This is a genomic window from Aeromonas sp. EU05-FHT14A05 (assembly GCF_058791175.1).
Map to the genome: position 1 here is coordinate 26,446 of NZ_JBYTDH010000011.1, position 13,986 is coordinate 40,431.

The 13,986-nt window shown below is 64.0% G+C and carries 9 protein-coding genes; 5 read left to right on the forward strand and 4 right to left on the reverse strand.

From position 1 onward, the window contains the following. The first annotated feature begins 189 nt into the window (after positions 1-189). On the forward strand, positions 190-4,143 hold the full coding sequence (gene putA, locus AC3WR3_RS15455; RefSeq protein WP_492292246.1) for a trifunctional transcriptional regulator/proline dehydrogenase/L-glutamate gamma-semialdehyde dehydrogenase: 3,954 nt from the start codon (positions 190-192) through the stop codon (positions 4,141-4,143). Positions 4,144-4,493: 350 nt separating this feature from the next. Here putA and alr read toward each other — a convergent pair whose 3' ends face one another. Together alr and dnaB are read right to left on the reverse strand one after the other, a co-directional pair. Further along, positions 4,494-5,567, reverse strand: a complete 1,074-nt coding sequence (alr, locus tag AC3WR3_RS15460) for an alanine racemase (protein WP_182786200.1) — start codon at positions 5,565-5,567, stop codon at positions 4,494-4,496. Positions 5,568-5,714: 147 nt separating this feature from the next. After that, entirely contained in the window at positions 5,715-7,109 is a 1,395-nt protein-coding gene (gene dnaB / locus AC3WR3_RS15465; RefSeq protein WP_005330482.1) for a replicative DNA helicase, read from the reverse strand. 426 nt (positions 7,110-7,535) lie between these two features. On the opposite strand from dnaB, the gene AC3WR3_RS15470 reads away from it, so the two are divergent. Then, complete coding sequence (locus AC3WR3_RS15470) at positions 7,536-8,387, forward strand: Tim44 domain-containing protein (RefSeq protein ID WP_139434945.1); 852 nt, start codon at positions 7,536-7,538, stop codon at positions 8,385-8,387. 207 nt (positions 8,388-8,594) lie between these two features. On the opposite strand, the gene ushA is transcribed toward AC3WR3_RS15470, so the two are convergent. Then, on the reverse strand, positions 8,595-10,265 hold the full coding sequence (ushA, locus tag AC3WR3_RS15475; protein WP_247627158.1) for a bifunctional UDP-sugar hydrolase/5'-nucleotidase UshA: 1,671 nt from the start codon (positions 10,263-10,265) through the stop codon (positions 8,595-8,597). Positions 10,266-10,517: 252 nt separating this feature from the next. Here ushA and AC3WR3_RS15480 point away from each other — a divergent pair, with 252 nt between their 5' ends. The 3 genes from AC3WR3_RS15480 to AC3WR3_RS15490 all read left to right on the forward strand — a co-directional run bounded on the left by AC3WR3_RS15480 (position 10,518) and on the right by AC3WR3_RS15490 (position 12,275). Further along, a complete protein-coding gene (locus tag AC3WR3_RS15480; RefSeq protein WP_492292247.1) occupies positions 10,518-10,859 on the forward strand; it encodes a DUF2956 domain-containing protein in 342 nt (113 codons plus the stop codon). A gap of 117 nt (positions 10,860-10,976) precedes the next feature. Next, a complete protein-coding gene (locus AC3WR3_RS15485) occupies positions 10,977-11,312 on the forward strand; it encodes a hypothetical protein (protein WP_043132774.1) in 336 nt (111 codons plus the stop codon). A gap of 99 nt (positions 11,313-11,411) precedes the next feature. After that, positions 11,412-12,275 (forward strand): tetratricopeptide repeat protein, encoded by an 864-nt coding sequence (locus AC3WR3_RS15490; protein WP_492292248.1) that lies wholly within the window; start codon positions 11,412-11,414, stop codon positions 12,273-12,275. 198 nt (positions 12,276-12,473) lie between these two features. Here AC3WR3_RS15490 and AC3WR3_RS15495 read toward each other — a convergent pair whose 3' ends face one another. Then, entirely contained in the window at positions 12,474-13,877 is a 1,404-nt protein-coding gene (locus AC3WR3_RS15495; protein WP_492292249.1) for a sigma-54-dependent transcriptional regulator, read from the reverse strand. Between the last annotated feature and the right edge of the window lie 109 nt (positions 13,878-13,986).

A 13,986-nucleotide genomic window follows, 5' to 3' on the forward strand; every position in this document is an offset into this window, starting at 1 on the left:
ATATTTCGGTGAAAAGCTGTATCCAGCCCTATTTTCATGCTCAATCTGCCGAGCCATTTGGCATAGAAGAATTCAACAATGTAGCCAGGACATTAAAATTTCTTGCTTGAAGGTTGCACCTGGTTGCGCCATTCTCGGCAAAATTTAACCATCCGGTAATATTGTTACCTTCTAGACACAGGAAGTCCCATGGCCACTACCACCCTCGGTGTTAAACTCGATGAAGCGACCCGCGACCGTCTCAAGCAGGCCGCCCAGACCCTGGATCGCACCCCCCACTGGCTGATCAAGCAGGCGATCTTCACCTATCTGGAGCAGCTGGAGCGCGGCCTGACCCCGCCCGAGCAGTCCGGTCTGGCCGCTGCCGCCGGGGAAGAGGCCATCGAGACCCTGACCGAGCAGGGGATCCAGGTCTTCCTCGAGTTTGCCGAGAGCATCTTGCCGCAGTCCGTGCTGCGTGCCGCCATCACCTCCGCCTATCGCCGCCCCGAGACCGAGGCCGTGCCCATGCTGCTGGAGCAGGCCCGCCTGCCCAAAGAGAAGGCCGAGGCCACCCAGAAGCTCGCCATGAGCATCGCCGAGAAGCTGCGCAACCAGAAGAGCGCCAGCGGCCGTCAGGGCCTGGTGCAGGGGCTGCTGCAGGAGTTCTCCCTCTCCTCCCAGGAAGGGGTGGCCTTGATGTGTCTGGCGGAGGCGCTGCTGCGCATCCCCGACAAGGCGACCCGCGATGCCCTGATCCGCGACAAGATAAGCGGTGGCAACTGGAGCCAGCATCTGGGCCAGAGCGCCTCCCTGTTCGTCAACGCCGCCTCCTGGGGCCTGCTCATCACCGGCAAGCTGGTGGCCACCCACAACGAAGCAGGCCTCAACAGCTCCCTCAAGGGGCTGATCGGCAAGGGCGGCGAGCCGCTGATCCGCAAGGGTGTGGACATGGCGATGCGCCTGATGGGGGAGCAGTTCGTCACCGGCGAGACCATAGCCGAGGCGCTGGCGAACGCGGGCAACATGGAAAACAGGGGCTTCCGCTACTCCTACGACATGCTGGGGGAAGCGGCCCTCACCGAGGAGGACGCCAAACGCTATCTCGCCTCCTACGAGCAGGCCATCCACGCCATCGGCAAGGCCTCCCATGGCCGCGGCATCTATGAGGGCCCGGGCATCTCCATCAAGCTCTCCGCCCTGCACCCGCGCTACAGCCGCGCCCAGTACGATCGCGTCATGGAGGAGCTCTACCCCACCCTGCTGGGGCTGACCCAGCTCGCCAGGCAGTACGACATCGGCATCAACATAGACGCCGAGGAGGCCGATCGGCTGGAGATCTCCCTCGACCTGCTGGAGAAGCTCTGCTTCGACCCGTCTCTCGCGGACTGGAACGGCATCGGCTTCGTCATCCAGGCCTATCAGAAGCGCTGCCCCTATGTGATCGACTACGTCATCGATCTCGCCAAGCGCAGCCGTCACCGCCTGATGATCCGGCTGGTGAAGGGCGCCTACTGGGACAGCGAGATCAAGCGCGCCCAGCAGGACGGCCTCGAAGGCTATCCGGTCTATACCCGCAAGCCCTACACGGACGTCTCCTATCTCGCCTGCGCCCGCAAGCTGCTGGCGGTGCCCGAGTCCATCTATCCCCAGTTCGCCACACACAACGCCCATTCCCTGTCGGCCATCTACCAGCTGGCGGGGCAGAACTACTACCCGGGCCAGTACGAGTTCCAGTGCCTGCACGGCATGGGTGAGCCGCTCTACGAGCAGGTGGTCGGCAAAGTGGCCGACGGCAAGCTGGGTCGCCCCTGCCGCATCTATGCACCGGTCGGCAGCCACGAGACCCTGCTCGCCTACCTGGTGCGCCGCCTGCTGGAGAACGGGGCCAACACCTCCTTCGTCAACCGCATCGCGGACAACAGCATCTCCCTGCAGGATCTGGTGCAGGATCCGGTACAGCAGATCGAGCAGATGGCCGCCCGTGAAGGCAACCTGGGCCTGCCCCACCCGCGCATTCCCCTGCCCCGTGAGCTGTACGGCGAGGCGCGCCCGAACTCCGCCGGCCTCGACCTCGCGAACGAGCACAGACTCGGTTCTCTGTCCGCCGCCCTGCTCGCCAGCACCAACACCGTCTATCAGGCCCTGCCCATGTTGGGTACCGAGGTGCCGGCGCCGACCGAGTTCCAGCAGGTGGTCAACCCGGCGGATCACCGCGACGTCGTCGGCCAGGTGAGCGAAGCCACGGTAGAGCTGGTGGACAAGGCTCTGGCCTGCGCCCTGGCCAGCGGCCAGATCTGGCAATCCACCCCGCCGGCCGAGCGTGCCGCCGTGCTGGAGCGCGCCGCCGATCTGATGGAATCCGAGCTGCAACCCCTGATGGGCCTGCTGGTGCGCGAGTCCGGCAAGACCTTCGCCAACGCCATCGCCGAGGTGCGCGAGGCGGTGGACTTCCTGCGCTACTACGCCGCCCAGGCGCGCAACCACTTCGCCAACGAGAGTCACAGACCGCTCGGCCCCGTGGTCTGCATCAGCCCCTGGAACTTCCCGCTGGCCATCTTCAGCGGCCAGGTGTGCGCGGCGCTCGCGGCCGGCAATACGGTGCTCGCCAAGCCTGCCGAGCAGACCCCCCTGATCGCGGCGCAGGCGGTGCGCATCCTGCGTGAGGCCGGCGTCCCCGCCGGTGCGGTACAACTGCTGCCGGGCCGGGGTGAAACCGTGGGTGCGGCGCTCATCGCGGACGAACGAGTGCGCGGCGTCATGTTCACCGGCTCCACCGAGGTGGCGGGCATCATCTCCCGCAACCTGGCCGGTCGTCTCGACGCCCAGGGCCGCACCATTCCCCTCATCGCCGAGACCGGCGGCCAGAACGCCATGATCGTCGACTCTTCCGCCCTCACCGAGCAGGTGGTGATGGACGTCATCTCCTCGGCGTTCGACAGTGCCGGTCAGCGCTGCTCCGCCCTGCGGGTGCTGTGCGTGCAGGACGACGTCGCCGAGCGGGTGATCCGCATGCTCAAGGGGGCCATGGCCGAGTACAAGGTCGGCAGCCCGGAGCACCTCTCCACCGACATAGGCCCTGTCATCGACGCCGAGGCCAAGGCCAACATAGAGCGCCACATCAAGGCCATGGGGGACAAGGGTCGCCGGGTGCACCAGATTGCCCGCACCCAAGAGGGCGCCTGCAACCGCGGCACCTTCGTGCTGCCGACGCTCATCGAGCTCGACAGCCTGGACGAGCTGGGCCCGGAGGTGTTCGGCCCCGTGCTGCACCTGGTGCGCTATCCCCGTGCCAAACTCGGCGAGCTGCTCGCGCAGATCAACGACAGCGGCTACGGCCTGACCCTGGGGGTCCATACCCGGATCGACGAGACCATAGCCCAGGTGGTCAACACCGCCAAGGTCGGCAACCTCTACGTCAACCGCAACATAGTGGGCGCCGTGGTCGGGGTGCAGCCGTTCGGCGGCGAAGGGCTCTCCGGCACGGGTCCCAAGGCGGGTGGTCCGCTCTACATGTACCGTCTGCTCGGGGCACGTCCGCAGGAGGCGGTGACCAGCCAGCTTCGCCAGGAGCCGGGCGCAACCCCGCAAGCCGAGGCCGCCAAACCGGCGCTGCTGGCCTTGCGTGGCTGGGCGGGCAAGCAGGCCCCGGCACTGGTGGCCCTGTGCGATCGCTACGGCGAGCTGGCGCTGAGCGGCCTGACCCAGCTGCTGGTCGGCCCCACCGGCGAGCGCAACAGCTACAGCCTGCTGCCCCGGGAGCGGGTGCTCTGTCTGGCCGCAGACGATAAAGAAGCCAAAACGGATCTGCTGGCCCAGCTGGCGGCCTGTCTGGCAGTCGGGACAGAGGTGCTGTGGCAGGACAATGCCCAGAACCGCACCCTGCTGACCAGCCTGCCCGGCGAGGTACAGGCGCGTATCCAGCTGGTTGCGGACTGGGCCAGCAGCGAGGTCGGCTTCGATGCCCTGCTGCACCACGGTGACTCGGATCAGCTGCGGGAAGTGGCCAAGCTGGCCGCCGCCCGTGCTGGTGCCATCGTCGGCGTGCACGGCCTGCACCGTGGCGAGACCGACATCCCCCTGGAGCGACTGCTGATCGAGCACGCCCTCTCGGTCAACACCGCCGCCGCCGGTGGCAACGCCAGCCTGATGACCATAGGCTAAGCGCCACGCAGTAACTGAAAACCCAGGCCCCGCTTATGCGGGGCTTGTTCTTTCGTCCACGGAACACGCGCATGAAAAAGGCCGCCCTTGTCGGGGCGGCCTTCTTGTTCTCCCTTCTCCCCTCGCGGGAGAAGGGCTGGGGATGAGGGGGGTTAAACGTACTCCATAAACACCCGGGAGGTGAGCTTGGTGATGAGCTCGTAGGGAGAAGGTTGTGCCTATCTCCTCGGCCGCCATCCCAAGTCAAAGGGTTAAACGTACTCCATAAACACTCTGGACGTCAGCTTGGTGATCAGCTCGTAGGGAGAAGGTTGTGCCTGTCTCCTCGGCCGCCATCCCAAGTCAAAGGGTTAAACGTACTCCATAAACACTCTGGACGTCAGCTTGGTGATCAGTTCGTAAGGAATGGTGCCTATCTCCTCGGCGACCCGCTCCACCGGCAAGCCCTCGCCCCAGAGCACGGCCTCGTCACCGGCCTTGTCGGTGGCGTCAGGGCCGAGATCCACCGTGGTCATGTCCATGGAGACCCGGCCCACCAGGGGCACAATGCGGCCATTGACCAGCACGGAGGTGCCGTTGGGTGCCATGCGCGGATAACCGTCGCCATAGCCGATGGCGATGACGCCGAGCCGGGTATCCCGGGTCGACACCCAGTTCGCGCCATAGCCCACCGGCTCCCCCGCCTTGTGATCCCGCACCGCGATGAGTTGTGTTTTGAGAGTCATCACCGGCTTGAGGTCGTAATCCGCCGCCACCGTGTTCGGGAAGGGGGAGACGCCGTAGAGGATGACGCCGGGACGCACCCAGTCGCAGTGGGAGTCCGGCCAGGCCAGGATGCCCGCCGAATTCGCCATGGCACGCTCGCCCTTGAGGGGGGCGGTCAACTTGCTGAACAAGTCGATCTGCTCGCGAGTGGTGGATTGCTCCAGCTCATCTGAGCGGCTGAAGTGGGTCATGACGTTGAACGGCTGCACCACGTTCTTGCACCTGCCGAGCCGCTCGATAAAGGCGGGCATCTCCTCGGCCCGCACCCCGAGCCGGTGCATGCCGGTGTCGAGCTTGAGCCAGGCCACCACGGGGGCCGGCAGCTCCGCCTGCTCCAGGGCCTCGAGCTGCTCCCAGGTGTGCACCGCGGTCTGCAGGTTGTTGGCCGCCAGCACCGGCAGATCGGCGCTCGAGAAGAAGCCCTCCAGCAGCACTATGGGTTTGACCACGGCGCAGGAGCGCAGCATCAGCGCCTCCTCGATGCGGGCCACCGCATAGGCGTCCGCATCCACCAGGGTGCGGGCCACCGGCAGCAGGCCATGGCCATAGGCGTTGGCCTTGACCACGGCGATGATCTTGCAGGAAGGCGCGTGGCGCTTGACCACGGCGAGGTTGTGGCGCAGGGCCGAGGTATCGATTTGGGCAATAGCCGCTTTCATCTGTTTTCCCTTACGAGGGCATGATGGCGCACCTGCGCCAGGCACCGAGTGGTGTCATCCCTTGATAGTCATCGTCTAAGGCCGGACCGGCAGAATTGTCGAACCGGGAAAACTGTGTCTTGTCATCTGGGAGCGGTTCGCTCCCGCTTAGTAGTCATCGTCAAACGCCGGACCGGCGTAGTTGTCGAACCGGGAGAACTGGCCCTGGAAGGTGAGGCGCACCCGACCTATGGGGCCATTACGCTGCTTGCCGATGATGATCTCGGCGATCCCCTTGTCGGGACTGTCGTCGTGATACACCTCGTCGCGGTAGATGAACATGATCAAATCCGCGTCCTGCTCGATGGAGCCGGATTCCCGCAGATCCGAGTTGACCGGCCGCTTGTCGGCACGCTGCTCCAGGCTTCGGTTCAGCTGGGAGAGCGCCACCACAGGGCATTGCAGCTCCTTCGCCAGGGCCTTGAGGGAGCGGGAGATTTCACCGATCTCCAGGGTTCTGTTGTCAGAGAGCGCCGGTACCCGCATCAGCTGCAGGTAGTCGATCATGATCATCGAGAGGCCGCCGTGCTCGCGGGCGATGCGCCGGGCACGGGAGCGCACGTCGGTCGGGGTCAGGCCGGAGGCGTCATCTATGTACATCTTGCCCTTCTCGAGCAAGAGCCCCATGGTGGAGGAGAGGCGCGCCCAGTCTTCGTCGTCGAGCTGGCCGGTCCGCACCTTGGTCTGGTCGATGCGCCCCACCGAGGCGAGCATACGCATGATGATCTGCTCGGAGGGCATCTCGAGGGAGAAGATCAGCACCGGCTTGTCGGCGGTGAGGGCCGCGTGCTCGCACAGGTTCATGGCAAAGGTGGTCTTGCCCATGGAGGGACGGGCCGCGACTATGATGAGGTCCGAGCGCTGCAGGCCGGCGGTCATCTTGTCGAGATCCCCATAACCGCTGGAGACCCCGGTCACCCCGTTGTGAGGGGTCTTGAACAGCTCCTCAATCTTGTCGACCGTCTGCTCCAGAATGAGCTTCAGAGGCTGAGGGCCCTCGTTGGCGCTGGAGCGCTGCTCGGCAATCTGGAACACCTTGCTCTCGGCCAGATCCAGCAGATCGCCGGAGGTGCGGCCCTGGGGCTCGTAACCCGCTTCGACTATCTCGTTGGCGACCGAGATCATCTCCCGAACCACGGCCCGCTCACGCACGATTTCGGCGTAGGCATTGATGTTGGCGGCGCTCGGGGTGTTCTTGGCGATCTCCACCAGATAGGCGAAGCCACCGGACTCTTCCAGCTGCTCGGAGCGCTCCAGCTCCTCCTGCAAGGTGATGAGATCGATGGGGTTGCCCGCATTGGAGAGGCGGGTCATGGCCTGGAAGATCAGGCGGTGGGGACGGCTGTAGAAATCCTTGTCGATCACCCGCTCGGCCACCCGATCCCAGGCCTCGTTGTCCAGCATCAGGCCGCCCAGTACGGACTGCTCGGCCTCAAAAGAGTGGGGGGGAACTTTCAGCTGTTGTGTCTTGGCGTCTTTTTTCGCCGTCACTTGCTCTGCCATACACATAAAAACCGCAGCGGGAAGGGGACGGGAATTTTACAAAAGAAACCCCGCCATCGCGAGCGCTAATGCGCGCTATTCACCTCATCCGGTGGCCAGCCTGCCTTCGGGTGGCCGGCTCATCGGCTCCTGGGGACCTCCTTGCCCCTCACAGCACGAGGAAGGGCCAGACCAGGGTCTGATCCTTCGCCTTGGATTTGAGCTTGTTGCGCAGCCTGCGCACCGAACGACTCGGTCGTCTGTTTCTCATGGTGATCCTCCTTGGCGCCCCCGGGAGGGGCAATCTGTTCATGAATAATTCATGCCAGACATGTTAATCATACCCGCAAGCTGCAACACAAAAAGGGACCGGCAGCCTGCCATGCGCCTCGCTGAGCTTGCACAAGCAGAGCATGCCCCCACCTACATGAGAGTGAAAGAGTCAAAATGAAAAAGATGCTGACCCTGTTTGCCGTGATCCTGGCCATCGGCCTTGGGGCACCCATAGCCGAGGCCAAGAAATTTGGTGGCGGCAAATCCTTTGGCAAGAGCTACAAGACGGCACCGGCCCAACCGGCTCCGACTGCAGCTCCCGTGAATGGCAAGAACCCGACCCTGGCTGCGGCGCCCAAGAAGAGCGGCATGATGGGTGGTCTGCTGGGCGGCCTGCTGGCCGGTGGCCTGTTCGCCTACCTGCTGGGCAGCGGCGCCTTCGAAGGCCTGCAGGGCATGGACTTCCTGCTGATCGCCCTGTTGGCGCTCGGTGCCGTGTTCCTGATCCGCGCCCTGCGCAAGAACAAGGCGGCGGCGACCCCACCCCAGGCGGCCTATGCGGGCTACCAGCCACCGTCGGCGCCGCAGCAGTTCGAACAGAGCCACGGCGCCCCGCAGGCGACCGGCTTTGCCGACAGCGACGTCCCCTTCCGCCTGCCGCCAGGCTTTGACATGAACGGTTTCCTGTCCGGTGCCCGCGATCACTATCGCACCCTGCAAGAGGCCTGGAACAAGAACGATCTGGAGAAGGTACGGGAGTACGTGAGCCCGGAACTGTTCCAGCACCTCCAGGCAGAGCGCGCCGAACTGACCGGCGAGCAGCACACCGAGGTGATGTATGTGGACACCCAGCTGGTGCGTGCCGATTACGGCAGCGACTGGGCCCAGGTCAGCGTGCGCTTCAGCGGTCGCTACATGGACCGTCAGGAGCAGGTCGAGGAGGACATCAAGGAGGTGTGGCACCTCGAGCGCAACCTGGCCAAGGACAATGCCCCCTGGCACATCGTCGGCATCGAGCAGCTCTAAGCACGCCCGTCCGGCAAGCATGATAAAGGCGACCTCAGGGTCGCCTTTTTATTGCCGTCGCACTCATCACTGCGGCTCATGAAATATTTCCCCCGCCTTGCGAGGGGCCGGGAATAATCGCCATCAGCCCCTGTTGATGACCTCGAAAATAAAAAAGAGAGGCAGCCATGGCTGCCTCTCTTTTGTTATTGGTCCAGGGCCGCTGGATTATTTGCAGCCATCCGTCGAGGCGGAATTAACATAGCTGACCTCGCCGGCCGGCTGATAATCGGCCACCTGTATGGTCTTCTTCGCCGCGATATATTCCTTCAATACCCCGGCATCCACCAGACCGGCGTTGATGGTGTTGATCTTCGGATAGCCGTCGCCACCGGCCGCGCTGAAGCTCGGGATGGAGAAGCTGTAGCTGGCCGCCGGATCGAAGGCCTTGCCGCCCACGCTGGTAATGGTCACGCTCTTGGCCTGGCAGTCCACCGCCATGTTGATGCCACCAAACTGGGCATAGCCGCCGGTGTTGACCGTCTTGGTCGCCACCTGGCCCAGATAGGTCGCCAGTTCGCTGCCGCTCATGGTCGCCTTGTTGACCGTGTTGCCGAACGGATGCACCGTCAGCACGTCGCGATAGCTGATGTCGCCAGCCGCGATGGAGGCACGTACCCCGCCCGAGTTGACGATGCCAAAGTCGGTGCTCAGCTTCTCGGCGGTGGCCGTGGTGATGAGGCGGCCCAGGTTGGTCTGCTTGTTGCGCACGTTGGCACGCTCGCCGTCCAGCACGCCGTCGGTGGAGCCTATCACTACGCCCAGCTCCTGCTGACCCTTCTCCTGGTAGGTGAGCAGGGTGTTGTAGAGCTCGGGATCCTTGGTGATCTCTTCCTGAATGAAGGCGCCGCCAGCGTCTTTGAGGTTGACCGGGATGAGGTCGTACTGGGTCAGGGTCAGCTTGCCGTTCTGGTAGTCGAACTGGGCGCGGCCCACATACTTGCCCCACTCGTGGGCCTGCATGATCCAGGTGCCGTTCTGCTGATCCGGCAGGCAGTCGTCACCCGGCTTGAAGTCGGCGTACTTGTCCGGCGTGCCCGGCTCCATGCAGACCGGGTTCTGGGAGTGACCGCCAATGATGGCATCCAGGGTGCCGGCCGGCAGCGCGCGTGCCATCTCCACATCCCCGGGGGCATTGCTGCCGTGCTGGCCATTCTCGTAGTGACCCATGTGGGTAATGGCCAGGACCAGGTTCGCCTCTTTGCCGTCGCGGATCTGCTTGCCGAGACTGGCCGCTTCCGTGGTCGGATCGCGGAACTCCAGGGTCTGGACGTTGTTGGGGTCCACCAGCTGGGCGGTGTCTTCCGTGGTCAGGCCCAGCACGGCGACCTTGAGGCCGTTTTCCAGCTTGAACACCTTGTAGGGGTCGAAGTAGCGCTTGCCGCTGGCCTTGTCGTAGATGTTGGCGGAGATCATGGGGAACTTGGCCCACTCACGCTGTTTCTCGAGGATGCTCAGGGGGTTGTCGAACTCGTGGTTGCCCACCGCCATGGCATCGTAGCGGATGCTGTTCATGGCCATGAAGTCCGGCTCGGCATCCTGCAGATCCGACTCCGGCACCCCTGTGTTCACGTCGCCACCGGAGAGCACCAGCACCTCGCTGCCGGCCGCCTTGGCCTCCCCGCGCAGGCGCTCGACCAGGGTCTTCTGGGCGGCCATGCCATATTCGCCCTTGTCGTTGTGCCAGAAACGACCGTGGGTATCATTGGTGTGCAGAATGGTCAGCTTGCAGACGTTTTCGGTGCAGGGGGCGACGCTTTCATTGCTTGAGGTTTTACAGCCACTCAGCGCGGCCAGCACGGCCAGCGCGACAGTTCCTTTGACAAATTTATAATTCATTTCCATATCACCTTGTTATTTTGTTATTGGACGACCCTATCCAGGATCGGGCGGTAATATAACAAACAACATGTGACGCTTTTTCATCGGTGACTCACAAATTCCGCCAAATGTGATCACCCACGCAACCTGTCTCCTCATATTTTCATCACGAACCAATCGCCTGCCGCCTCAATTCGCCCGCAGGGATGGCAGCCTGCCGGAAACAGTTATGGCATACTTCCCGCCAATCGATGCCAAGGAGAGCCGTGAATGGCAAAGTACGACAAGATTTCCCCCGAGACTCAGCAGGAGGCGATGAAAATCGCCCGCGCCAACCAGAAGCCGGGGCAGACCAAGGAGCAGACCCAGCTGATCGCCCAGGGGGTTCAGAAGGGCATAGACGAATACAAGAAACAGATGAAGGCGCGGGCCCGGGAGGCGAGCCGCCAGAAGAAGCAGCAAGCCAGGGCGAAACAGCCACAGCAGGGCGAGCAGGAGGAAGAGGTCCAGGAGATAGAGCTTGTCGAGATCAGCCGCCAGCACCCGTTGCCATGGGTATTGCTGGTGCTGAGCTGGCTGGCCTTTGGCTGTGCCTGGTTCTGGCTGCGCTGACCCCTTGCCTGGCAAACCTTTGCCCTGGGATCGGCCTCACAGCCCGGGGCCGGGGCGCTGGTCATCCCTTGCCCCGGCTGCTTACACTCTTACCCCCGTTGTCTGGAGACCCCCATCATGAACCCGGCCCCCCTCTATCTGCTGGCCCCCCTTGTCCTCTTTATCGTGACCCTGGTGCTCTATCGCATCTCTCCCCTGCGAGCGGTCGCCGCCGGCAACGCCCGCTGGTTTATCCTGCCCGCCTTCACCCTCTTCATCCTGCTCATCGTCATCAATGGGGCAGCAGACCCGAGCCTGCGCAGCCCCGGCTTTCACTGGCTGATGCCGGGGCTCGGCTTCGCGCTCTGCCTGTTCCCGGCGCTGCCCAAGGCGCTGGTGCCGCGCCTGGCCATCAAGGAGGGGGCCTTCGCCGCCCTCGGCCTGATGTTGATGAGCCTGGCCATGGTCTACTGACCGGCTGGCCGTTGGCATTGACTCAAGAGGCTCTCCCTTTCTTGTACAAACAATGGCCTTCAGGCATCTTGGTGGGCGGATAACCGGCAAGGAGGCCAGATGAACAATCCGCCCGATTTCATGGCGCAGTGGGATTACCAGGATCCCGCCGCTACTGCCCTGCGTTTTCGACGCCTGCTCGAAGAGGCGCAGGACGACCTGCAATACGAGCTGGAGCTGCTGACCCAGCTGGCCCGCACCCACTCCCTGCAGCGCCAGTTTGCACAGGCGCACCAGTTGCTCGACGAGATAGAACCCCGCCTCACCGACAGCACCCCGCGAGCACGGCTGCGCGCCTTGCTGGAGCGCGGCCGCACCTTCAACTCCGCCGGCGACAAGGCCAGCGCCAGGACACTGTTCGAGCAGGGATGGCAACTCGGGCTCAAGCTGGGGGAGACAGGACTCGCCATAGATGCGGCCCACATGGTGGCCATCGCCGCCCCGCTGGAGGAGCAGAGCCGCTGGCATCAACTGGCCATGGACCTGGCCGAACGCAGTGCCGACGATAAGGTGCGCGGCTGGCTGCCCAGCCTCTACAACAATCAGGGTTGGACCCTGTTCGAGCTGGGACGCCTCGATGAAGCCAGAGCCTGCCAGCAGAAGTGCCTGGCCTGGCACCAGCAGCACAACAACCAGGGCAAGGCCTTTATCGCCCGCTGGAGCCTGGCACGGCTGAGCCGGGCCCAGGGATTGCACGAGCAGGCGATGGCCGAGCTGAGCCAGCTGAAAGCCGACATGGCCGAGGCCAGCGCGCCGGAAGATGGCTATGTGTTCGAGGAGCTGGGGGAGAACGGCCTGATGCTGGACGATCCGGCCGCCCCCGAATACTTCGCCCGCGCCTGGTTCCTGCTCTCGCGGGATGGCTGGCTGCAGGCCAACGAGGCGGAGCGGCTGGCCAGGCTCAAGCGCCTCGCCAAGCTCTGACGGCGGATCACAAAAGGAGCGGGCGGCCCGCGCCGCCCGTCACTCAGGCCAGGCCCCCTCTTCCCGACTCTGCCTCTTGCGACAGATAAGGGAAGCCCTGAGCCCAGCCGTATTGAGCCTTCAGCCAGGCTCGCCTCTTCCCAGCCCTGCCTCTTGCGACAGATAAGGAAAGACCTGAAGCCCAGCCGTGCTTAAACCTTAAGCCTGGCTCGCCTCTTCCCACCCCTGCTTCTTGCGATAAATGGTCGAGGGACTGATCTCCAGCAGCGCCGCCGCCTTGGGGATGTTGCCGTCACAGCTGGCGATGGCCTGCTCTATGGCCTCCTTCTCCACCAGCCAGAGCGGGCGTACCGGCAGCGGGGTCGGCACGGGCTCGGCCAGGATCTCGGGGGTTGCGGCAGGGGCTGGCATGGGGAGCGCACGGCCGCCATTGAGCGGCGGTGGCAGTATATCCTTGCTCACCAGTTCGCGATCGTTGAGCACCACTATGTTGCGCACCACGTTCTGCAGCTCGCGCACGTTGCCGGGCCAGGGGTAATCGAGCAGCACCCGCACGGCGTCGGCATCGAAATCCCGGAAGCGCTTGTGCTCCTCCTTGGCATATCGCAGCAGGAGGTCGCGGGCCAGCAGCAGTATGTCTTCGCCGCGCTCGCGCAGGGGGGGCAGGGAGAGCGGGATCACGTGCAGCCGGTAGTAGAGATCCTCGCGAAAACGCCCCGCCTTCACCTCCACCAGGGGATCCCGGTTGGTGGCGCAGACGAAGCGCACGTCCACCGTCTCCACCTTGCCGCTGCCGACCCGCTGCAGGGTGCCGGTCTGGATGAAACGCAGCAGCTTGCTCTGCAGGTCGAGATCCATCTCGCAGATCTCGTCGAGGAAGAGGGTGCCGCCATCCGCCAGGCTGGCAGCCCCCTTGCGATCCCCCTGGGCGCCGGTAAAGGCTCCCTTCACATGGCCGAAGATCTCGCTCTCCATCAGATCGTGGGGAATGGCGGCGCAGTTGAGCGCGATGAAGGGCTGATCCCGGCGCGGGCTGCACTGATGGATGGCCTCGGCACAGACCTCCTTGCCGGTGCCGCTCTCCCCCGTGATGAAGACGGTCGCCTTGCTCGGCGCCGCGCTCTCTATGATGCGATAGACAGCCTGCATCGCCATGGAGGCGCCGATGAAGCCCGCAAAGGAGCTGCGCTCGAAGTTCTCCCGATACTGGGCCACCAGCGAGCTGAGCTGTTGATGCTTGTAGGCGTTGCGGGCGGTGGCGCACAGCCGCTTGCCGTCGAACGGCTTGGTCAGGAAATCGAAGGCACCGCAGCGCATCGCCTCCACCGCCACGTCCACCGAGCCGTGGGCGGTGATCACCACCACCGAGCAGGGCAGTTGCTGCTCGGTGATCTGCTGCAGTATGGCCATGCCGGACATGTCGGGCAGTTCGAGGTCGAGCAGCACAACGGGAGGCGGGCTGGCCAGCAACTGCGCCAGTGCCTGCTGGCCGCAATCGGCCAGCAGCACCTCATAGCCATCCTGAACCAGGTACTGCTCATAGACGACGGCCAGACTGCGGGTATCTTCCACCAGCAGGACACGGGGTTTGCTTTCAGCCACGAGATCCATCCTTGCGATTGATTTTGTTGTCTATTCTGGGGGCTAGCCGCCACACACTCAAGACGGCCCCCCCAGCTTTCTCTCGCACATACTGGCGCGACACAAGTAA

Bases quoted from the DNA above. Each gene is read 5' to 3' on its own strand.
- AC3WR3_RS15485 (WP_043132774.1), top strand. From the start codon at position 10,977: ATGAACCCGGCCCCCCTCTATCTGCTGGCCCCCCTTGTCCTCTTTATC.
- putA (WP_492292246.1), top strand. From the start codon at position 190: ATGGCCACTACCACCCTCGGTGTTAAACTCGATGAAGCGACCCGCGAC.
- ushA (WP_247627158.1), bottom strand. From the start codon at position 10,265: ATGAATTATAAATTTGTCAAAGGAACTGTCGCGCTGGCCGTGCTGGCC.
- dnaB (WP_005330482.1), bottom strand. From the start codon at position 7,109: ATGGCAGAGCAAGTGACGGCGAAAAAAGACGCCAAGACACAACAGCTG.
- AC3WR3_RS15470 (WP_139434945.1), top strand. From the start codon at position 7,536: ATGAAAAAGATGCTGACCCTGTTTGCCGTGATCCTGGCCATCGGCCTT.
- AC3WR3_RS15490 (WP_492292248.1), top strand. From the start codon at position 11,412: ATGAACAATCCGCCCGATTTCATGGCGCAGTGGGATTACCAGGATCCC.
- alr (WP_182786200.1), bottom strand. From the start codon at position 5,567: ATGAAAGCGGCTATTGCCCAAATCGATACCTCGGCCCTGCGCCACAAC.
- AC3WR3_RS15480 (WP_492292247.1), top strand. From the start codon at position 10,518: ATGGCAAAGTACGACAAGATTTCCCCCGAGACTCAGCAGGAGGCGATG.